We start from the raw sequence: 19,977 nt of genomic DNA, 5'->3' as shown, positions 1-19,977 counted from the left end.
TTTTAGCGTCAACGGTTGTCATTCGGCGCCGGCCCCCGGGTCGCCGGCAAGGTAAAGCCCGACACCGAGCGGCGCAGTTGGCTGGCCATCTTCGCCAGGTTGCCGATGCTCTCGGCGGTCGCGGTCGAGCCGGACGAGGTTTGCGAGGTGATCTGCTGGATCACGTTCATGGTCAGGGATATCTGCCCGGCCGAGGAGGTCTGCTGCTGGGCCGCGTTGGAAATGCTCTGGATCAGTGCCGCCAGGGTCTTGGACACGCCCTCGATCTCTTCCAGGGCCACCCCGGCGTCCTGGGCCAGGCGCGCACCGCGCACCACTTCGCTGGTGGTCTGCTCCATGGAGATCACCGCCTCGTTGGTGTCGGTCTGGATCGCCCGCACCAGGGTCTCGATCTGCCGGGTGGCCGCCGAGGAGCGCTCGGCCAGCCGTTGCACTTCGTCGGCGACCACGGCGAAACCGCGACCGGCATCGCCGGCCATGGACGCCTGGATCGCCGCGTTCAGGGCAAGAATGTTGGTCTGGTCGGCAATGTCGTCGATCAGGCTGACGATATCGCCGATTTCCTGAGAAGACTCACCCAGGCGCTTGATGCGCTTGGCGGTGTCCTGGATCTGCTCGCGGATGTTGTCCATGCCATGGATGGTGTTGTGCACCACCTCGTTGCCCTTGTTGGCAATCTCCACCGAACGCTCGGCCACCGCCGAGGACTCCGCAGCATTGGCCGACACCTGGTCGATGGACTGGGCCATGTCGTTGATCGCCGTGGAGGCTTCGGAAATCTGCTGGGCCTGGTGCTCCGAGGCCTCGGCCAGTTGCATCGCGGTGGCCTGGGTCTCCTGCACTGCGCCGGCTACCTGGCCGGCGGTGAGGTTGATGGTGGCCACCAGGTCCCGCAGCTGGTCGACGGAATAGTTGATCGAGTCGGCGATGGTGCCGGTGAAGTCTTCGGTTACCGAGGCCGTCACCGTCAGGTCGCCATCGGCCAGGTCTTCGATCTCGTCCAGCAGGCGCATGATCGCGTTCTGGTTACGCTCGTTCTTCTCGGCGGTCTCGCGCAGCTGGCGGTTGGTCTCGCGCACCATCACCAGGCCGATGAGGATGATCGAGGCCAGCGCCAGCAGGCCCAGGACATAGCCGCCGATGGTGTCCAGCTTGCGGCTGCCGGCCAGGTTCTCGAAACCGGTGGCCAACAGTGAAGCCTCGTCCAGCAGGGTCTGGGACAGGCTGAAGATGCTGCTCGCCGATTCACGGACCTGGAACAGCTCGGGGGAGGTTTCGAGGATTTCGTCCACGGAGCCGGAAACGAATTCGAACAGTTCGGAAATCTCCCCCAGGCGGGCGCGGGCATCGGGATCCTCGACCTGACTGATCTTCAGCCCCGGGTTGCCCTGCAGCATGCCATTGAGCACCTGTCCGAAACGCGCGGCATCACGCCCGAAGGCATCGGCCGCCTGCACCGCGTTTTCGTCACCGGCCAGCACGGTATTGACCGCCCCCAGGATCCGCTCGGCCAACAGCGACTGGCGCTGGGCCATGGCCACCTGGGCCGCGGGGGCGCCGCGCTGGAGCAGGATTTCCACGACCTTTTCGTATTCCACCTGCAACTGCGGTACGGTTTCCGCCAGGGTTGCCGCCACTTGGTGCAGCGACAGCACCGTCTGTTCGCTGGCGAGAATGGCGTCGGTGTTCTTCAGCAGTTTTTCCCAATCCAACTGCACCGCGCGCATTTCCTGGCGCAGCACCACCGGGGCGCCGGGCAGGCCGGTGACCGGGTCGCCCTTCTTCAGATAACCCCAGCGCTGGGCGAAGTCATTGCGCGCATCCCCCAGCAACTTGAACGCCGCGGCCTTGCCGGCCGCCGCTTCGGTGGCGTTCTTGGCGATACGCTGGGACAGCACCCGCAGCTCACCGGCATGGCCGATGTACTGCTTGTCGTAGGTGGCCTGGGTATTGAGGTAAGCGAAGTTGGCGAACAGCAGCATGATGAACACGATCAGCGCGATGAACAGCACGATGATCTGCGAACGACTGCGGGAGCCCTCCAGGGGCTTGCCGGTTTTGGCTTTGGTCATCGATCAGGCCTGTGGCGAGCGGGCGGTCCCGCATTCAGGTGCCCGGGGCGCACGCATCACCGGGGCAGCATGGGTTGACCCAGGGAAGCACGGGCCTCCCATGGCACGACGAACGGGTTGCACCAGCGCCGGAGCGCCCTTCACGCGGCCACCTCGAGAAAATCCGTCGAGCGGGCCAGGGCAAAGGGACTGAAGACCTGCCAGACCTGCTCGCGACGGAACTGGCCCTGCAGGTAGGGATTGATCGCTGCCAAGACCGCGTCGCCGACGCCGGGCTCCAGGCTGTCCTGGGCAAAATGCTGCAGGCCGGCCACCTCGTCCACCAGCAGGCCGGCGAACAGTTCCTTGTACTCCACCACCAGTACCCGCCGCTGCTTGCGCAGGGGCGACAGTTCATGGCCGAAGAAACCGCACAGGTCCATGATCGGCAGCAGCCGCCCGCGCAGGTTGGCCACGCCCTTGACCCAGGGCTTGACCCCCGGCAGCAGGGTGTAGCGCGGTTCGGGCAGGACCTCGCTGATCTCGCCCATGGCCGCCACATACCAGTGCTCGCCCAGGCGAAAGCCGATGCCGCTCCAGCTGTGCTCGCGGGTTTCCTGGGACGGCAGGTCGGCGGCCAGCAGGCGGCAGCGCTGGTCGATCTCCAGCAGCAGCTCGAAGGCGGTCTGGGATTCGCTCATGGCCGGGGCGGTCAGCCGGCCAGGACGTTGTTCAGGGTCTTGATCAGGGTCTCTTCGTCCACCGGCTTGGTCAGGTAGTCCTTGGCGCCCTGGCGGGTGCCCCAGACCTTGTCGGTTTCCTGATCCTTGGTGGTGATGATGATCACCGGGATATGGCTGGTCTCGGCGTCCTTGGTCAACTGGCGGGTGGCCTGGAAACCATTGAGGCCGGGCATGACGATGTCCATCAGCACGGCATCGGGCTTTTCCTCACGGGCCAGGGCCACGCCGTCGGCGCCGTTCTCGGCCTTGAGCACTTCATGGCCGTGCTTTTCCAGCATGCCGGTGAGTTTGTACATTTCAGTCGGCGAGTCATCGACGATCAGAATACGAGCCATGGTCTTCCCCATACGGTATTGGCGCCCGGCCCGCTGGCCGGACGCCGCTGTGCGTGTCTACTGTGGCGCAAGCGCGACAAAGTCCGGGACGTGGGCCTTGATTGCGCTCAGCAGTTCTTCCTTGCTGAAGGGTTTGGTCAAAAACTGGTCGGAGCCGACGATCCGGCCCTTGGCCTTGTCGAACAGCCCATCCTTGGAGGACAGCATGATCACTGGAATGGACTTGAACGCACTGTGGTTCTTCACCAGCGCGCAGGTCTGATAACCGTCGAGCCGCGGCATCATGATGTCGACGAAAATGATCCCGGGATGATGGTCGACGATCTTCGACAGGGCTTCGAAGCCGTCCACTGCGGTGATCACCTCGCAGCCGACGTTCTTCAACAGCATTTCGGCCGTGCGGCGAATCGTCTTCGAGTCGTCGATCACCATCACCTTCAAGGCGTTGGAATGCTGTTCCATATCTGCTCTGCCATCGCCCCAGCGAATGATTTGATCCGGTACCCCTGGCCAACGCCCCAAACCCTTGAACTTCAAGGCCTCGGCCCGGCATGCGAGCCTTTTTAGCACACTCTCCCCCCTGCAATCTATGGACCACGCCAGGCAGTGGTTTTTCCTTGACCCAGGCTCATGTCAGCGCCACTCTGACGCCACTTTCGGAGGCTGTGCCGCTCAGGTGGCAGGCCCCAGCCTTGCGTCCACCCATTTTTTGAAGGAACCCACCCATGAGCGTTCGCGTCGGGATTGTCATGGACCCTATCGCCAGCATCTCCTACAAGAAGGACAGTTCGCTGGCCATGCTGCTGGCCGCCCAGGAACGCGGCTGGACCCTCTTCTATATGGAACAGCGCGACCTGTACCAGGGTGCCGGCGTGGCCCGGGCACGGATGCGCCCGCTGCAGGTCTTCGCCAACCCGGAGAAATGGTTCGAGCTGGACGCCGAGATCGACTGCCCGCTGAGCGATCTGGACGTGATCCTGATGCGCAAGGATCCGCCCTTCGACATGGAGTTCGTCTACTCCACCTACCTGCTGGAGCAGGCCGAAAGCGCCGGCGTGCTGGTGGTGAACAAGCCCCAGAGCCTGCGCGACTGCAATGAAAAGCTGTTCGCCACCCTGTTTCCCCAGTGCACGCCGCCCACCGTGGTCAGCCGTCGCGCCGACGTGCTGCGCGAATTCGCCGCCGAACATGGCGACGTGATCCTCAAGCCCCTGGACGGCATGGGCGGCACGTCGATCTTCCGCCACCGCGCAGGCGACCCGAACCTGTCGGTGATCCTCGAGACCCTGACCGCGCTCGGCAGCCAGCAGATCATGGCCCAGGCCTACCTGCCGGCGATCAAGGACGGCGACAAGCGCATCCTGATGATCGACGGCGAGCCGGTGGATTACTGCCTGGCGCGCATCCCCGCGGCCGGTGAAACCCGCGGCAACCTCGCCGCCGGCGGCCGTGGCGAAGCCCGCCCGCTGAGCGACAAGGACCGCTGGATTGCTGCCCAGGTCGGCCCGACCCTGCGGGCCAAGGGCCTGCTGTTCGTCGGCCTCGACGTGATCGGCGAGCACCTGACGGAAATCAACGTCACCAGCCCGACCTGCATCCGCGAAATCGACAACGCCTTCGGCACCAACATCGGCGCACAGCTGATGGATGCCATACAGAGCAAGCTGCAAGCCACAAGCAACAAGCCGCAAGCTTGATCTGTGTCACCTGCAGCTGGTCGCTTGCCGCTTGCTGCTGGAGGCTTGAAACCAACATTGCGTTATCATGCGCCGCCTGAGAAACCGTGATGTTGGTTGTGCAATGCCTCCAGTGATGTCGAACTGCCTATGAGCCTCCCGTCCGATCTGCCCCCCGAGCTTGCCCATGGCGGCGTGCGTGCGGCCGATCGCCTGGGGTTTACCCTGTTCCTCGCGGCGCTCCTGCACCTGGCACTGATTCTCGGCCTGGGCTTCTCCTTCGCCGAACCCAAGGCCATCAGCAAGACCCTGGAAATCACCCTGGCCACCTTCAAGAGCGAGACCAAGCCGAAGAAGGCCGATTTCCTCGCCCAGGACAACCAGGAGGGCAGCGGCACCCTGGACAAGAAAGCCCTGCCGAAGACCACCGAAGTGGCGCCCTTCCAGGACAACTCGGTAAAAAAGGTCACGCCGCCACCATCGGTCAAGCCGCAGGTCAAGGAGGTCGCGCCCAAGGCCGCGGTCGCCACCACCGCGCCCAAGCCGAAAAAGACCGTGGTGCCCCGAGAAGAGGTCAAGAAAGAGCCCACCCCCAAGGCCGATACCCCGACGTTTGACAGCTCCCAGCTGTCCAGCGAGATTTCCAGCCTGGAAGCCGAACTGGCCAATGAACAGCAGCTGTACGCCAAGCGCCCACGGATCCACCGCCTGAGCGCGGCCTCGACCATGCGCGACAAGGGCGCCTGGTACAAGGACGAATGGCGCAAGAAGGTCGAGCGCATCGGCAACCTGAACTACCCCGACGAAGCCCGGCGCAAGCAGATCTACGGCAACCTGCGGCTGATGGTCTCGATCAACCGCGACGGCTCGCTGTATGAAGTGCTGGTGCTGGAGTCCTCCGGGCAGCCGCTGCTGGACCAGGCGGCCCAGCGCATCGTGCGCCTGGCGGCACCGTTTGCACCCTTTACCGGCGACCTGTCGGACATCGACCGCCTGGAAATCATCCGCACCTGGCGCTTCGCCCGGGGCGACAAGCTCTCCAGCAACTGACCCGCCCTCCCGTAGGAGCCGGCTTGCCGGCGAAGGAGCCCGCAAGGCCTGTGCAACCTTCAATGACGCCTTCGCTGGCAAGCCAGCGCCTACAACACCCCCGCCCCCGTAGGAGCCGGCTTGCCGGCGAAGGAGCCCGCAAGGCCTGTGCAACCTTCAATGACGCCTTCGCTGGCAAGCCAGCTCCTACAACACCCCCCGCCCCCCGTAGGAGCCGGCTTGCCGGCGAAGGGGCCCGCAAGCCCTGTGCAACCTTCAATGACGCCTTCGCTGGCAAGCCAGCGCCTGCAACAGGGTTGCGCTTGTCAGCCGGCCCCGCCAACGCCACACTAGCGCTCATGAAAAATGTCAGCCCCAGCTACCTCAAGCATCACTTCCTGATCGCCATGCCCCATATGGCCGACCCGAATTTTGCGCAAACCTTGACCTACATCGTCGAGCACAACGCCAGTGGTGCCATGGGCCTGGTCATCAACCGGCCCCTGGACCTCAACCTCGCCGAGATTCTGGAACAACTGCGCCCCGAGGAAGACACGCCCTTGCTGTGCCAGCATGTGCCGATCTTCAGCGGCGGGCCGGTGCAGACCGATCGCGGTTTTGTCCTGCACCCCACTGGCCCGGTCTACCAGGCCACGGTGGAACTTGAAGGCCTGTCACTGTCCACGTCCCAGGACGTGCTGTTCGCCATCGCCGACGGCGTGGGGCCAGCCAAGAGCCTGATAGCCCTGGGCTATGCCGGCTGGGAAGCCGGGCAACTGGAAGCCGAACTGGCGGACAACGCCTGGCTGACCTGCCCTTTCGACGCCGACATCCTGTTCAACACCAGCAGCGAATTGCGCCTGGAAGCCGCGGCCCGGCACCTGGGGGTCAACCTCAGCCTGCTCACCAGCCAGGCGGGCCACGCCTGATGGCCCTGCGACTGATCCTCGGCTTCGACTACGGCACCAAGCAGATCGGCGTCGCCGTCGGCCAGGCCATCACCGGCCAGGCCCGCGAGCTGTGCACCCTGAAAGCCCAGAACGGCGTGCCCGACTGGAATCAGGTGGAGGCCCTGATCAAGGAATGGAAACCCGATGCGGTAGTGGTGGGCCTGCCCCTGAACATGGACGGGACGCCCAGCGATATGTGCCTGCGTGCCGAGAAGTTCGCCCGACGCCTGAACGGCCGCTTCAATGTGCCCTTCTATACCCATGACGAACGCCTGACCACTTTCGAGGCCAAGGGCGAACGCCTGACCCGGGGCGGGCAGAAAGGCAGCTACCGCGACAACCCGGTGGACGCCATCGCCGCCGCCCTGCTGCTGCAGGGCTGGCTCGACGAAAACCCCGCACTGCTGAACACCTGAAGACCCAGACATCCCGAAGATGCGCGGCTCAAGGGCTGCGTGCCTCCTGGCCCAACACCAGCCGTAAGAACCTGTTAACGATCTAGCGAGCGACGCTCAGGCAAGGCAAAAATGGCAAAGAAAGCAGAATTTAGGCACCTAAATGAGCATTTCGAAGCCATCTTTAACGCCGCATCAGCTAAGCGCAGCAGATCCTGAACAGGTTCTAAGTCCACGCGCCCGCTGCCCGGCAGCAGGCGCGAGCCCACGAAGGAGCCACCATGAGCCTGCCCAATCCCGCCGCCCTGATCAGCCAGATGGCCGCTGATCTCAATGCTCACCTGGCCAAGCGCGCCATCAGCGAACCACGCTTCATCGGTATCCGTACCGGCGGCGTGTGGGTGGCCCAGGCCCTGCTGGAGGCCCTGGGCAGCGACTCGCCCCTGGGCACCCTGGATGTGTCCTTCTACCGCGACGACTTCAGCCAGAACGGCCTGCACCCGCAGGTACGCCCTTCGGAACTGCCGTTCGAGATCGAAGGCCAGCACCTGGTATTGATCGATGACGTACTGATGAGCGGCCGGACCATCCGCGCCGCCCTCAACGAGCTGTTCGACTATGGCCGCCCGGCCAGCGTGACCCTGGTCTGCCTGCTGGACCTGGATGCCGGTGAATTGCCGATCCGTCCGAATGTGGTGGGCGCGACCCTGTCGCTGGCAGCCCACGAGCGGGTAAAATTGTCCGGTCCTGCGCCGCTTCAACTCGAGCTCCAAGACCTCGCCCTCTAACTCGCCCTTTTAAGAGTCCATTGCGATGACGCCTCTAGACGCCAAGCGCCCGCTGCAGCTCAACGATCAGGGCCAGCTGCGCCACTTCCTGTCCCTCGACGGTCTGAACCGCGAGCTGCTGACGGAAATCCTCGACACCGCCGACTCGTTCCTCGAAGTCGGCGCCCGGGCGGTGAAGAAAGTCCCGTTGCTGCGCGGCAAGACCGTATGCAACGTGTTCTTCGAGAACTCCACCCGCACCCGCACCACCTTCGAACTGGCGGCCCAGCGGCTGTCGGCGGACGTGATCACCCTGAATGTCTCGACCTCTTCGGCGAGCAAGGGTGAAACCCTGCTGGACACCCTGCGCAACCTCGAAGCCATGGCCGCCGACATGTTCGTGGTCCGCCACGGCGATTCCGGCGCCGCGCACTTCATCGCCGAACACGTGTGCCCGCAGGTGGCGATCATCAATGGCGGCGATGGCCGTCACGCCCACCCGACCCAGGGCATGCTCGACATGCTGACCATCCGCCGGCACAAGGGCGGCTTCGAGAACCTTTCGGTGGCCATCGTCGGCGACATCCTGCACTCGCGGGTAGCGCGCTCGAACATGCTGGCGCTGAAAACCCTCGGCTGCCCGGACATCCGCGTGATCGCGCCGAAAACCCTGCTGCCCATCGGCATCGAGCAGTACGGCGTGAAGGTCTACACCGACATGACCGAAGGCCTGAAAGATGTGGACGTGGTGATCATGCTGCGCCTGCAACGTGAGCGCATGCAGGGCGGCCTCTTGCCCAGCGAAGGCGAGTTCTACCGCCTGTTCGGCCTGACCACCGCACGCCTGGCCGGGGCCAAGCCCGATGCCATCGTCATGCATCCGGGCCCGATCAACCGCGGCGTGGAGATCGAATCGGCGGTGGCCGACGGCCCGCATTCGGTGATCCTCAACCAGGTGACCTACGGCATCGCAGTGCGCATGGCGGTACTGTCCATGGCCATGAGCGGGCAGACCGCCCAGCGACAATTCGAGCAGGAGAACGCCCAGTGAAGCTCAGCATTCTCGGCGCCCGCGTCATCGATCCAAGCAGCGGCCTGGATCAAACCACCGATCTGCATCTGGAAGCCGGCAAGATCGTCGCCATCGGCGCCGCTCCCGGCGGTTTCAATGCCGTCACCGTTATCGACGCCAAGGGCCTGGTGGCCGCACCCGGCCTGGTGGACCTGAGCGTCGCCCTGCGCGAGCCGGGCTACAGCCGCAAGGGCAGCATCGCCAGCGAAACCCGCGCTGCCGCGGCCGGCGGCGTCACCAGCCTGTGCTGCCCACCGCGGACCAAGCCGGTACTGGACACCTCGGCCGTGGCCGAGCTGATCCTCGACCGCGCCCGGGAGGCCGGCAACAGCAAGGTGTTCCCCATCGGCGCCTTGAGCAAGGGCCTGGAAGGCGAACAGTTGGCTGAGCTGATTGCCCTGCGCGATGCCGGTTGCGTGGCCTTCGGCAACGGCCTGGAAGGCTTCCGCAGCACCCGCACCCTGTGCCGTGCCCTAGAATACGCCGCCACCTTCGACCTGACGGTGATCTTTCACTCCCAGGACCGTGACCTGGCCGAAGGCGGCCTGGCCCACGAAGGCCCCACCGCCAGCTTCCTCGGCCTGCCGGGCATTCCGGAGAGCGCGGAAACCGTGGCCCTGGCCCGGGACCTGCTGCTGGTGGAACAGAGTGGCGTGCGCGCGCACTTCAGCCAACTGACCAGTGCCCGCGGCGTGGAACTGATTGCCCAGGCGCAAGCCCGCGGCCTGCCGGTCACCGCCGATGTGGCGCTGTACCAGCTGATCCTCACCGATGAGGCGCTGATCGACTTCTCCAGCCTGTACCACGTGCAGCCGCCGCTGCGCTCGCGGGCCGACCGCGACGCCCTGCGCGAAGCCGTGAAGTCCGGGGTGGTGCAAGCCATCTCCAGTCATCACCAGCCCCACGAGCGGGACGCCAAGCTGGCACCGTTCGGCGCCACCGAGCCGGGTATCAGCAGCGTCGAATTGCTGCTGCCCCTGGCCCTGACCCTGGTGCAGGACGGCCTGCTGGACCTGCCGACCCTGCTGGCGCGCCTGAGTGCCGGCCCGGCCGCGGCCTTGCGCCTGCCGGCAGGCAAGCTGGCAGCCGGTGGTGCGGCGGACCTGGTGCTGTTCGACCCGGCCAGTTCCACCGTGGCCGGCGAGCGCTGGCTGTCCAAGGGCGAAAACTGCCCGTTCCTCGGCCATAGCCTGCCGGGCGCGGTGCGCTACACCCTGGTGGACGGGCATATCAGCTATCAGGGCTGATTGCCTGGCAAACACCCTGTAGCCGCTGCCGCAGGTTGCGAACGGCTCCGAAGGAGCCGCCGCTGCTGATGGCGCCCTGCGGCAGTGGCTACATGCTGCGCCAGCACCGTCTGCGCCGATGACGGGATCAACGGCGCTTGGCGTTTTCCAGGGATACCTGATCGTTCAGGGTCCAGAAGTCGTACAGCACCCCGAGGAAGAACAGGCCGCCGGTGAACAGGTAGAGCACCCCGCTCAGCCATTTGCCCTGGTACATGCGGTGCACGCCGAAAACCCCGAGGAAGGTCAGCAGAATCCAGGCCACGCTGTATTCCACCGGACCTGCGGTAAAGCGAAGGTCGGCTTCCCGGTCCATGGACGGAATCAGGAACAAGTCGATCAGCCAGCCAATGCCCAGCAGGCCGAAGGTGAAGAACCAGATGGTCCCGGTCACCGGCTTGCCGTAATAGAAGCGGTGGGCACCGGTAAAACCGAAGATCCACAACAGGTAGCCGATCACCTTGCTATGGGTGTCATGGGCGGATGCATCCTGACGATAGGTGTTCATTAAGAGCCTCTTTGCAGGTGATAGATAAATATTCTTAAAAACTTTGTGACTTTTTTACAGGCGTTCGACGTGTGACCAATGTTACCTTCTCTTGCGCCAAAGCCTTGTACTGCCTGACTTCTGACGGTTTTCTGCGTCAAGTTGCCACCTCTTTGCCGAAGTTGACCCCAAGGTTGAATCGACAAACGGCCTCGGAAGTGACCTGAAAGCTGTTATAAAGTTGCGCGCTAACCAAATAAGAGCCTTGCCTAATGCGTCCATTTTTCAAGACATGGCTAACCATTTGCCTATTAATGCCACTGGCCGCCCACGCCACCAACCGTGAGCAACGACTTCCCAACGTTAATGGCTACACCCCGAAATCTCACGTTTCGACGGTCACCGCCAAGAACAAGACTTCGATCAAGCACCCCACCCGCCTGAGCAAGGCCGACAGCAAGTTGGTGGCCAACAACGCCGGCCGGCCGAGCACCACGGTCCTCAGCCGCGCGGTCAACGTCCTCGGTACACCCTATCGTTGGGGCGGCAGCAGCCCAAGTAAAGGCTTCGACTGCAGCGGCCTGGTGCGCTATGCCTTCAACGACGTCGCCGCCGTGGACCTGCCACGCACCTCCAATGCCATGGCCAGCGGCCACGGGCAGAAGGTCGAGCGCAAGGACCTGAAACCCGGCGACCTGCTGTTCTTCAACATCAAGAGCCGCAAGGTCAACCACGTCGCCATCTACCTGGGCGAAGACCGCTTCATCCACGCCCCGCGGCGCGGCAAGGCGGTGACCATCGACACACTGAAAAAACCCTACTGGCAGAGCCACTACGTGGTTGCCAAGCGGGTCCTGCCCAAGGAGCACGCGCCCCTGCGGGTCGTGCAACGCTGATACCCCGCTTCGCCGGCAAGCCGGCTCCTACACCCACCTGTAGGAGCCGGCTTGCCGGCGAATGCATTTCCAGTCCCGTCAAAAGCTCTCCGGCATCCGCGCCTGCTCCCGGGCCTGATCGCGGCTGATCAGCCCCTGCCCGAGCAATGCCTTGAGGCTCATGTCCAGGGTGCGCATGCCTTGGCCGCCCCCGGTCTGGATCGCCGAATACATCTGCGCCACCTTGTCCTCGCGGATCAGGTTACGAATGGCCGGGCTGCCCAGCATGATCTCGTGGGCCGCCACCCGGCCGCCACCGACTTTCTTCACCAGCACCTGGGCAACCACCGCCTGCAGCGACTCGGCCAGCATCGAGCGCACCAGGGCTTTCTCCTCTCCCGGAAATACATCCACCAGCCGATCGATGCTCTTGGCAGCCGATGAAGTGTGCAGGGTGGCAAACACCAGGTGCCCGGTTTCCGCGGCGGTGAGCGCCAGGCGGATGGTTTCCAGGTCCCTTAGCTCTCCCAGCAGAATCACGTCCGGGTCCTCCCGCAAGGCCGCGCGCAGCGCCGTGGCAAACCCCTGGGTATCGCGTTGCACCTCGCGCTGGTGGACCAGGCAGTTTTTCTGCGGATGGATGAACTCGATGGGATCCTCGATGGTGAGGATATGCTGCTGCCGATGCTGGTTGAGGTGATCGATCATCGCCGCCAGGGTGGTGGACTTGCCGCTGCCGGTGGGCCCGGTCACCAGCACCAGCCCCCGGGGCAGCTCGGTAATCTGCCGAAATACTTCACCCAGCCCCAGCTCCTCCAGGCTCCGTACGCGCTGGGGAATCAGGCGCAGTACCGCACCAGCGCCCCGAGCGTGGCGGAAGGCATTGACCCGAAATCGCGCCAGGCCTTGCAGTTCATAGGCAAAATCGAGGTCCTGATGGGCAGCAAATGCCTGACGCTGCGGCTCGCTCATCAGCCCCTGGATCAACCCCTGCACCTGTTCCGCGTCCAGGGGCGGGCCACCACTCGGGCGGATATCGCCATCGATGCGCAGCATGGGCGCCAACCCGGCAGACAGATGCAGGTCGGAAGCGCCCAGGGAGACGCTCAGGGCCAGGAGTTCGGTGATGTCCATAGTGCTCCCCAATTCCAGTAGAATGCCGCGAGCTTCAGACCCCTGTACGCCCGGCAGATTCAATTGCCCGGTAGCGGACAACCTCCGGCGCGGCCCTTGAGCATTGCTCGGGCCGGCTGGCAGACCGGGTCTGGTGGATTCACGCGGCAGGTGGCGGCCAGGGTCGCAGGCAGCCGGTCGCAGGTACTTTTGAGACGAAATCGAATGTCCACGATAGCAGACAACATTGCCCAGGTAGCCGAGCGGATCCGCAGCGCCTGCCAGGTTGCGCAGCGTAACCCGGACAGCGTCCGATTGCTGGCCGTGAGCAAGACCAAGCCCGCCGCGGCCCTGCGCGAAGCCCATGCCGCAGGTCTGTGTGACTTCGGCGAAAACTACCTGCAGGAAGCCCTGGGCAAACAGCAGGAATTGGCCGACCTGCCCTTGAGTTGGCACTTCATCGGCCCCATTCAGTCGAACAAGACTCGCGCTATCGCCGAACACTTCGACTGGGTGCATTCCGTGGACCGTCTGAAAATTGCCCAACGCCTGTCCGAGCAGCGCCCCGCCGAGCTCGCGCCGCTGAACATCTGCATTCAGGTGAATGTCAGTGGCGAGGCCAGCAAGTCCGGCTGCGCCCCAGCCGAGCTGCCCGCCCTGGCGGCCGCCATCAGCGCCTTGCCACGCCTGCAACTGCGCGGCTTGATGGCAATCCCCGAACCCACCGAGGATCGGGATGCCCAGGACGCGGCCTTCGCCGCGGTTCAGGCCTTGAACAACCAACTGCGGGACAGCCTCGGGCTGCCCCTGGACACACTTTCCATGGGCATGAGCCACGATCTGGAAGCGGCCATCGCCCAAGGCGCCACCTGGGTGCGGATCGGTACCGCGCTGTTTGGTGCCCGCGACTACAGTCAGTCCTGATGCGACTGACCCCGACCTCACATAAGGACCTGTCATGAACACCACTCGTATCGCTTTTATCGGTGCCGGCAACATGGCGGCCAGCCTGATCGGTGGCCTGCGGGCCAAGGGCCTGGATGCCTCGCAGATCCGCGCCAGCGACCCGGGCGAGCAAACCCGTGCCAAGGTAGCCGCCGAACACGGCATCCAGGTGTTTGCCGATAACGCCGAGGCCATCGACGGCGTCGAGGTGATCGTCCTGGCGGTCAAGCCCCAGGCCATGAAAGCGGTGTGCGAGGCCCTGCGCCCGAGCCTGAAGCCGCAGCAACTGGTGGTGTCCATCGCCGCCGGCATCACCTGCGCCAGCATGAACCAGTGGCTCGGCGAGCAGCCGATCGTGCGCTGCATGCCCAACACCCCGGCGCTGCTGCGCCAGGGCGTCAGCGGCCTGTACGCCACCGCCCGGGTCAGCGCCGAGCAACGCCACCAGGCCGAGGCGCTGCTGTCCGCCGTCGGCATCGCCCTGTGGCTGGAACAGGAACAGCAACTGGATGCAGTGACCGCTGTCTCCGGCAGCGGACCGGCGTATTTCTTCCTGCTGATCGAGGCCATGACCGCGGCCGGGGAAAAACTCGGCCTGCCGCGGGAAACCGCCGCCCAACTGACCCTGCAGACCGCTCTGGGGGCTGCCCACATGGCGGTTTCGAGTGATGTCGACGCCGCCGAACTGCGCCGCCGAGTGACCTCGCCGGCCGGCACCACGGAGGCGGCGATCAAATCATTCCAGGCTGACGGTTTTGAAGCCCTGGTGGAAAAAGCATTGGGTGCCGCCGCGCACCGCTCGGCCGAAATGGCTGAACAACTCGGCCGTTAATTCGCCCTTACAAAGGAATCAATGATGTTCGGACTCAACGACGCTGCCATTTTCGTCATCCAGACCCTCGGCAGCCTGTATCTGCTGGTGGTCCTGCTGCGCTTCATCCTGCAAGTGGTACGGGCCAACTTCTACAACCCGATCTGCCAGTTCATCGTGCGGGCCACCCAGCCACTGCTCAAGCCCATGCGCCGGATCATCCCCAGCGTGTTCGGCCTGGACCTGTCCTCGCTGGTGCTGGCGCTGATCGTGCAGATGGTGCTGTTCGCCATCATCCTCACCCTCAGCTACATCCCCTTCAACGTGCTTGGCCTGCTGCTCTGGGCCCCGATCGGCATCTTCGCCCTGCTGCTGAAGATCTGGTTCTTCGCCATGATCATCAGCGTGATCCTGTCCTGGGTCGCCCCTGGCAGCCAGAGCCCGGGCGCCGAACTGGCCTACCAGATCAGCGAGCCGTTCCTGGCGCCGTTCCGCCGTATCGTGCCGAACCTGGGCGGCCTCGACATCTCGCCGATCCTGGCCTTCATCGTGATCCAGCTGTTGCAACAGTGGCTGATCCCACGGATGGCGTTCTACACCTTCATGCCCCGTGAGCTGTTTGGCCTGATCTGATGAGCTATTTCCGCTGGGACGGTGACGATCTGATCCTCGATTGTCACCTGCAACCCAAGGCCAGCAGCGATGAGTTCGCTGGCCTGCACGGTGATCGCCTGAAGATCCGCCTGACCGCCCCGCCCGTCGAAGGCAAGGCCAATGCCCACCTGATGGCGTTCCTGGCCAAGGCCTTCGGCATTCCCAAGAGCCACGTCAGCCTGGTCAGCGGCGAGCTGAACCGGCAAAAGCGGGTGCGCCTGCAAGCGCCGAAGAAGCTGCCGGAGCTGCCGGGGCTGGCTCGCCCCGCCTGATTCGCCGGCAAGCCGGCTCCTACGTCCTGTGTCCGCTGTAGGAGCTGGCTTGCCAGCGAACCTCCCAGGTCATTTCCCGCAACGAACACAGCCCCGGGCTTTGCTTGCCGCTGGGTGCAGCGGTCTTTAGACTTACGCCTCATTTAAATGAGAGCAGGGTCGATGCCAACTGCCTTCCCCCCCGATTCTGTTGGTCTGGTCACGCCGCAAACAGCGCACTTCAACGATCCTCTGGCCCTGGCCTGCGGACGCGCGCTGGCCGCTTACGACCTGGTCTATGAAACCTACGGCCAGCTCAACGCCAGCGCCAGCAATGCGGTTCTGATCTGCCACGCCCTGTCCGGCCATCATCATGCCGCCGGCTACCACAGTCCCGACGACCGCAAGCCCGGTTGGTGGGACAGCTGCATTGGCCCGGGCAAGCCGATCGACACCAACAAATTCTTCGTCGTCAGCCTCAACAACCTCGGCGGCTGCAACGGCTCCACCGGACCCAGCAGCCTCAACCCGGACACCGGCAAGCCATTTGGCGCCGACTTCCCGGTACTCACCGTGGAAGACTGGGTACACAGCCAGGCACGCCTGGCCGATCGCCTGGGCATCGGCCAATGGGCCGCGGTGATCGGCGGTAGCCTCGGCGGCATGCAGGCCCTGCAATGGACCATCACCTACCCGGACCGGGTCCGGCACTGCCTGGCCATCGCCTCGGCGCCCAAGCTCTCGGCACAGAACATCGCCTTCAACGAAGTGGCGCGCCAGGCGATCCTCACCGATCCCGAGTTCCACGGCGGCTCGTTCCAGGAGCAGGGGGTGATCCCCAAGCGCGGGCTGATGCTGGCGCGGATGGTGGGCCATATCACCTACCTGTCCGACGACTCCATGGGCGAGAAGTTCGGCCGCGGCCTCAAGAGCGAGAAGCTCAATTACGACTTCCACAGCGTCGAGTTCCAGGTCGAAAGCTACCTGCGCTACCAGGGCGAGGAGTTCTCCGGGCGTTTCGACGCCAACACCTACCTGCTGATGACCAAGGCCCTGGACTACTTCGACCCGGCGGCCAACTTCGACGATGACCTGGCCAAGACCTTCGCCAACGCCACTGCCAAGTTCTGCGTGATGTCCTTCACCACCGACTGGCGCTTCTCCCCGGCCCGCTCCCGGGAACTGGTGGACGCACTGATGGCCGCGCGCAAGGACGTCTGCTACCTGGAAATCGACGCCCCCCAGGGGCACGACGCCTTCCTGATCCCGATCCCGCGCTACCTGCAGGCTTTCAGTCACTACATGAACCGCATCACCTTGTGAGGAATCGATGAGAGCCGATCTGGAAATCATCCAGGAATGGATCCCCGCCGGCAGCCGCGTCCTCGACCTGGGCTGCGGCAACGGCGAGCTGCTGAGCTGGCTGCAGGAACACAAGCAAGTCACCGGCTACGGCCTGGAAAACGACCCGGACAACATCGCCGAATGCGTGTCCAAGGGCATCAACGTCATCGAGCAGGACCTGGACAAGGGCCTGGGCAACTTTGCCAGCAACAGCTTCGATATCGTGGTCATGACCCAGGCCCTGCAGGCCGTGCACTACCCGGACAAGATCCTCGACGAGATGCTCAGGGTCGGCCGCCAGTGCATCATCACCTTCCCCAACTTCGGTCACTGGCGCTGCCGCTGGTACCTGGCCAGCAAGGGTCGGATGCCGGTCTCGGAATTCCTCCCGTACACCTGGTACAACACGCCGAACATCCACTTCTGCACCTTCGAGGACTTCGAAGAGCTGTGCCGCGAGCGCGAAGCCCGGGTCATCAATCGCCTTGCCGTCGATCAACAACACCGCCACGGGTGGGCCAGTAAGCTATGGCCTAATCTCTTAGGAGAGATCGGCATCTACCGCGTCAGCAGTCCCGGCCTGCAGGATCACAAAGTCGCGGTTTAACCACGCTGCATCGAGGAGAACGATCATGGGTCGCTGGATTACGTTTCTACTGACTGCCTGCCTGAGCCTTGCGGCCCTGGCGGCGGATCCGATCAAGGGCGAGCGCCAGGAAGTGTTCGGTGACGTTACCGTGCACTACAACACCTTTAACTCCACCTACCTGCAACCGGACATCGCCAAGGCTGCAGAGCTGATCCGCAGCAAGAACCAGGGGGTCATCAACGTCTCCCTGATCAAGGACGGCAAACCGCTGGTCGCCCAGGTCAGTGGCACGGTGAAGGACCTGACCAGCAAGAGCATCACCCTGAACTTCCGGCAGATCACTGAACAGGGCGCGATCTACTACATCGCCCAGTTCCCGGTGGAGCAGCAGGAAAACCGTACGTTCACCATCAATGTGCAAACTGGCGGTGACACCAACAGCTTCAGCTTCAACCAAGAGCTATTCCCGGGCGAATAATGAACCTCACGCAACTCGTACTGGCCAGCCATAACGCCGGCAAACTCAAAGAACTCCAGGCCATGCTCGGCGCTTCGGTGCAATTGCGCTCGATCGGCGAGTTCAGCAGCGTCGAGCCGGAAGAAACCGGCCTGTCGTTCGTCGAAAACGCCATCCTCAAGGCGCGCAATGCCGCGCGCATTTCCGGCTTGCCGGCATTGGCCGACGATTCCGGCCTGGCGGTGGACTTCCTCGGCGGCGCGCCGGGCATCTACTCGGCGCGCTACGCCGACGGCCAGGGCGATGCGGCGAACAACGCCAAGCTGCTGGAAGCGCTCAAGGACGTGCCCGAAGCCCAGCGCGGCGCGCAGTTCGTCTGCGTCCTGGCCCTGGTGCGCCACGCCGACGACCCGTTGCCGATCCTCTGTGAGGGCCTGTGGCACGGGCGCATCCTGACCGCCGCCAGCGGCGAGCACGGCTTTGGCTACGACCCGCTGTTCTGGGTGCCCGAGCGTGACTGCTCCAGTGCCGAACTGGGCCCCGTGGAGAAAAACCAGCTTAGCCACCGCGCCCGCGCCATGGCCATTCTGCGGCAACGCCTGGGCCTGAAATGAGTCATGAGCCCTCCGCGTCGCCGCTGATTCACGGCGGCGCGCAAACGCCCCGGGCGGCCCTGCCCCAATTGCCGCCCCTGGCGCTGTACATCCACATCCCCTGGTGTGTGCGCAAATGCCCGTACTGCGACTTCAACTCCCACGCCGCCAGCCCGACGCTGCCGGAAGAGGAGTACGTCGACGCCCTGCTGGCCGACCTCGACCAGGACCTGCATGCGGTGCACGGCCGCGAGCTGAGCTCGATCTTCTTCGGCGGCGGCACCCCCAGCCTGTTCAGCGCCCAGGCGTTGGGCCGGTTGCTCAAGGGCGTGGAACAGCGTATCCGCTTCGCCAGCGACATCGAGATCACCCTGGAAGCCAACCCCGGGACCTTCGAGCAAGAGAAGTTCACCGCCTACCGCGCCCTGGGGATCAATCGCCTGTCCATTGGCATCCAGAGCTTCCAGGAACAGAAACTCAAGGCCCTGGGCCGCATCCACAACGGCGATGAAGCCATTCGCGCTGCCGGCATGGCGCGCCAGGCCGGGTTCGACAACTTCAACCTGGACCTGATGCACGGCCTGCCGGACCAGTCCCTGGACGACGCCCTGGGCGACCTGCGCCAGGCCATTGCGATGAAGCCGACCCACCTGTCCTGGTACCAGCTGACCCTGGAGCCCAACACAGTGTTCTGGAACCAGCCGCCGGTGCTGCCGGAAGACGACACCCTGTGGGATATCCAGGAAGCCGGCCAGGCCCTGCTGGCCGAGCACGGCTATGCCCAGTACGAAGTCTCGGCCTACGCCCAGCCGGGCCGTGCGGCGCGGCACAACCTGAACTACTGGAGCTTTGGCGACTTCATCGGCATCGGCGCCGGCGCCCACGGCAAGCTCAGCCACCCGGACGGGCGCATCCTGCGCACCTGGAAGACCCGCCTGCCCAAGGACTACCTGAACCCGGCCAAGCAGTACCAAGCCGGCGAGAAGGCCCTGAGCAATGCAGAGCTGCCGTTCGAGTTCCTGATGAACGCCCTGCGCCTCACCGACGGCGTCGACGCGGCGCTGTTCGCCCAGCGCACCGGGCTGGACCTGGCGAGCCTCGCCGAAGGCCGGCGCCAGGCCGAACAAAGCGGCCTGTTGCAGGTCGAACCCTCACGCCTGGCGGCCACGCCCCGTGGGCAACTCTTCCTCAACGACCTGCTGCAATACTTTCTGATCTAAGGAAATCACATGGATCTGGTACTCGACCTGCTTGCCACCGTGTCCCGCTGGAGTCGCAGCAACCTTTCGGAAATCTCCCTGGCGCTGGTGGGCTGCCTGCTGGTGCTGTTCGGCGCAGACATCAAGGGCTGGGTCGAACAACGCCTGGGTGGCATGGCCGGCGCCCTGCGGGTGCCGCTGATGGCCCTGCTGTGCATGATCGGCAGCGGCCTGGCCCTGATCTATGCGACACCGTGGATCGTCCGCGGCCTGAGCCAGTTCAACAATTACAGCCTGGCGCCGGTGCTGCTGGTGGTGCTGGTGCTGATTGGCGTGGTCGCTGATCGCCGCTGAC

24 protein-coding genes are annotated in these 19,977 nt (G+C 64.3%); 18 read left to right on the top strand and 6 right to left on the bottom strand.

Annotated elements, in window-relative coordinates:
- Positions 1-8: 8 nt before the first annotated feature.
- The 4 genes from U873_RS0126125 to pilG all read right to left on the bottom strand — a co-directional run bounded on the left by U873_RS0126125 (position 9) and on the right by pilG (position 3,591).
- On the bottom strand, positions 9-2,072 hold the full coding sequence (locus tag U873_RS0126125; protein ID WP_025131050.1) for a methyl-accepting chemotaxis protein: 2,064 nt from the start codon (positions 2,070-2,072) through the stop codon (positions 9-11).
- 140 nt (positions 2,073-2,212) lie between these two features.
- Positions 2,213-2,752: a chemotaxis protein CheW gene (locus U873_RS0126120; RefSeq protein ID WP_025131049.1), complete on the bottom strand. Its 540-nt coding sequence runs from the start codon at positions 2,750-2,752 to the stop codon at positions 2,213-2,215.
- 11 nt (positions 2,753-2,763) lie between these two features.
- Positions 2,764-3,129 carry a twitching motility response regulator PilH gene (gene pilH / locus U873_RS0126115; RefSeq protein ID WP_011064000.1) on the bottom strand — a complete coding sequence of 122 codons (366 nt, stop codon included), beginning with the start codon at positions 3,127-3,129 and terminating at the stop codon, positions 2,764-2,766.
- 57 nt (positions 3,130-3,186) lie between these two features.
- Positions 3,187-3,591: a twitching motility response regulator PilG gene (gene pilG / locus U873_RS0126110; RefSeq protein ID WP_025131048.1), complete on the bottom strand. Its 405-nt coding sequence runs from the start codon at positions 3,589-3,591 to the stop codon at positions 3,187-3,189.
- 263 nt (positions 3,592-3,854) lie between these two features.
- Between pilG and gshB the strand changes: the two genes are divergently transcribed.
- The 7 genes from gshB to U873_RS0126075 all read left to right on the top strand — a co-directional run bounded on the left by gshB (position 3,855) and on the right by U873_RS0126075 (position 10,265).
- Positions 3,855-4,826, top strand: a complete 972-nt coding sequence (gene gshB / locus U873_RS0126105; RefSeq protein ID WP_025131047.1) for a glutathione synthase — start codon at positions 3,855-3,857, stop codon at positions 4,824-4,826.
- A gap of 129 nt (positions 4,827-4,955) precedes the next feature.
- Positions 4,956-5,855 carry an energy transducer TonB gene (locus U873_RS0126100; protein WP_025131046.1) on the top strand — a complete coding sequence of 300 codons (900 nt, stop codon included), beginning with the start codon at positions 4,956-4,958 and terminating at the stop codon, positions 5,853-5,855.
- A gap of 338 nt (positions 5,856-6,193) precedes the next feature.
- Complete coding sequence (locus tag U873_RS0126095) at positions 6,194-6,763, top strand: YqgE/AlgH family protein (protein WP_025131045.1); 570 nt, start codon at positions 6,194-6,196, stop codon at positions 6,761-6,763.
- Complete coding sequence (gene ruvX / locus U873_RS0126090; protein WP_025131044.1) at positions 6,763-7,200, top strand: Holliday junction resolvase RuvX; 438 nt, start codon at positions 6,763-6,765, stop codon at positions 7,198-7,200. Before U873_RS0126095 ends, ruvX begins: the two co-directional genes overlap by 1 nt.
- 260 nt (positions 7,201-7,460) lie before the next feature.
- Entirely contained in the window at positions 7,461-7,967 is a 507-nt protein-coding gene (gene pyrR, locus U873_RS0126085; RefSeq protein WP_025131043.1) for a bifunctional pyr operon transcriptional regulator/uracil phosphoribosyltransferase PyrR, read from the top strand.
- A gap of 25 nt (positions 7,968-7,992) precedes the next feature.
- A complete protein-coding gene (locus U873_RS0126080; RefSeq protein ID WP_011064007.1) occupies positions 7,993-8,997 on the top strand; it encodes an aspartate carbamoyltransferase catalytic subunit in 1,005 nt (334 codons plus the stop codon).
- Complete coding sequence (locus tag U873_RS0126075; RefSeq protein ID WP_025131042.1) at positions 8,994-10,265, top strand: dihydroorotase; 1,272 nt, start codon at positions 8,994-8,996, stop codon at positions 10,263-10,265. The genes U873_RS0126080 and U873_RS0126075 overlap by 4 nt, the downstream gene beginning before the upstream one ends.
- A gap of 127 nt (positions 10,266-10,392) precedes the next feature.
- On the opposite strand, the gene U873_RS0126070 is transcribed toward U873_RS0126075, so the two are convergent.
- Entirely contained in the window at positions 10,393-10,812 is a 420-nt protein-coding gene (locus U873_RS0126070; RefSeq protein ID WP_025131041.1) for a TM2 domain-containing protein, read from the bottom strand.
- Between the two features lie 251 nt (positions 10,813-11,063).
- Between U873_RS0126070 and U873_RS0126065 the strand changes: the two genes are divergently transcribed.
- Positions 11,064-11,687 carry a C40 family peptidase gene (locus U873_RS0126065; protein ID WP_025131040.1) on the top strand — a complete coding sequence of 208 codons (624 nt, stop codon included), beginning with the start codon at positions 11,064-11,066 and terminating at the stop codon, positions 11,685-11,687.
- Between the two features lie 78 nt (positions 11,688-11,765).
- Here U873_RS0126065 and U873_RS0126060 read toward each other — a convergent pair whose 3' ends face one another.
- Positions 11,766-12,800, bottom strand: a complete 1,035-nt coding sequence (locus U873_RS0126060; RefSeq protein WP_025131039.1) for a type IV pilus twitching motility protein PilT — start codon at positions 12,798-12,800, stop codon at positions 11,766-11,768.
- Between the two features lie 204 nt (positions 12,801-13,004).
- Between U873_RS0126060 and U873_RS0126055 the strand changes: the two genes are divergently transcribed.
- The 10 genes from U873_RS0126055 (at position 13,005) to U873_RS0126010 (ending at position 19,976) form a co-directional block, all read left to right on the top strand.
- Positions 13,005-13,703 (top strand): YggS family pyridoxal phosphate-dependent enzyme, encoded by a 699-nt coding sequence (locus tag U873_RS0126055; RefSeq protein WP_025131038.1) that lies wholly within the window; start codon positions 13,005-13,007, stop codon positions 13,701-13,703.
- A gap of 34 nt (positions 13,704-13,737) precedes the next feature.
- Positions 13,738-14,556 carry a pyrroline-5-carboxylate reductase gene (gene proC, locus U873_RS0126050; RefSeq protein ID WP_025131037.1) on the top strand — a complete coding sequence of 273 codons (819 nt, stop codon included), beginning with the start codon at positions 13,738-13,740 and terminating at the stop codon, positions 14,554-14,556.
- Between the two features lie 24 nt (positions 14,557-14,580).
- Positions 14,581-15,168, top strand: coding sequence for a YggT family protein (locus tag U873_RS0126045; RefSeq protein ID WP_025131036.1), 588 nt, complete (start codon positions 14,581-14,583; stop codon positions 15,166-15,168).
- A complete protein-coding gene (locus U873_RS0126040) occupies positions 15,168-15,461 on the top strand; it encodes a DUF167 domain-containing protein (protein WP_025131035.1) in 294 nt (97 codons plus the stop codon). The genes U873_RS0126045 and U873_RS0126040 overlap by 1 nt, the downstream gene beginning before the upstream one ends.
- Positions 15,462-15,623: 162 nt before the next feature.
- Positions 15,624-16,763 (top strand): homoserine O-acetyltransferase, encoded by a 1,140-nt coding sequence (locus U873_RS0126035; protein ID WP_025131034.1) that lies wholly within the window; start codon positions 15,624-15,626, stop codon positions 16,761-16,763.
- A 7-nt stretch (positions 16,764-16,770) separates the two neighbouring features.
- Positions 16,771-17,391, top strand: a complete 621-nt coding sequence (metW, locus tag U873_RS0126030) for a methionine biosynthesis protein MetW (RefSeq protein WP_025131033.1) — start codon at positions 16,771-16,773, stop codon at positions 17,389-17,391.
- Between the two features lie 25 nt (positions 17,392-17,416).
- Complete coding sequence (locus tag U873_RS0126025) at positions 17,417-17,851, top strand: DUF4426 domain-containing protein (RefSeq protein ID WP_025131032.1); 435 nt, start codon at positions 17,417-17,419, stop codon at positions 17,849-17,851.
- Positions 17,848-18,444: an RdgB/HAM1 family non-canonical purine NTP pyrophosphatase gene (gene rdgB, locus U873_RS0126020; protein WP_025131031.1), complete on the top strand. Its 597-nt coding sequence runs from the start codon at positions 17,848-17,850 to the stop codon at positions 18,442-18,444. Before U873_RS0126025 ends, rdgB begins: the two co-directional genes overlap by 4 nt.
- On the top strand, positions 18,441-19,643 hold the full coding sequence (hemW, locus tag U873_RS0126015) for a radical SAM family heme chaperone HemW (protein WP_025131030.1): 1,203 nt from the start codon (positions 18,441-18,443) through the stop codon (positions 19,641-19,643). Before rdgB ends, hemW begins: the two co-directional genes overlap by 4 nt.
- A gap of 9 nt (positions 19,644-19,652) precedes the next feature.
- Positions 19,653-19,976 (top strand): DUF3392 domain-containing protein, encoded by a 324-nt coding sequence (locus U873_RS0126010; RefSeq protein WP_025131029.1) that lies wholly within the window; start codon positions 19,653-19,655, stop codon positions 19,974-19,976.
- Position 19,977 lies beyond the last annotated feature (1 nt).

The organism is Pseudomonas sp. PH1b (genome assembly GCF_000633395.1).
GTDB lineage: Bacteria > Pseudomonadota > Gammaproteobacteria > Pseudomonadales > Pseudomonadaceae > Aquipseudomonas.
The sequence above is the reverse complement of the archived record's forward strand: the minus strand, read 5'-3'. Positions and strand labels throughout refer to the sequence as shown.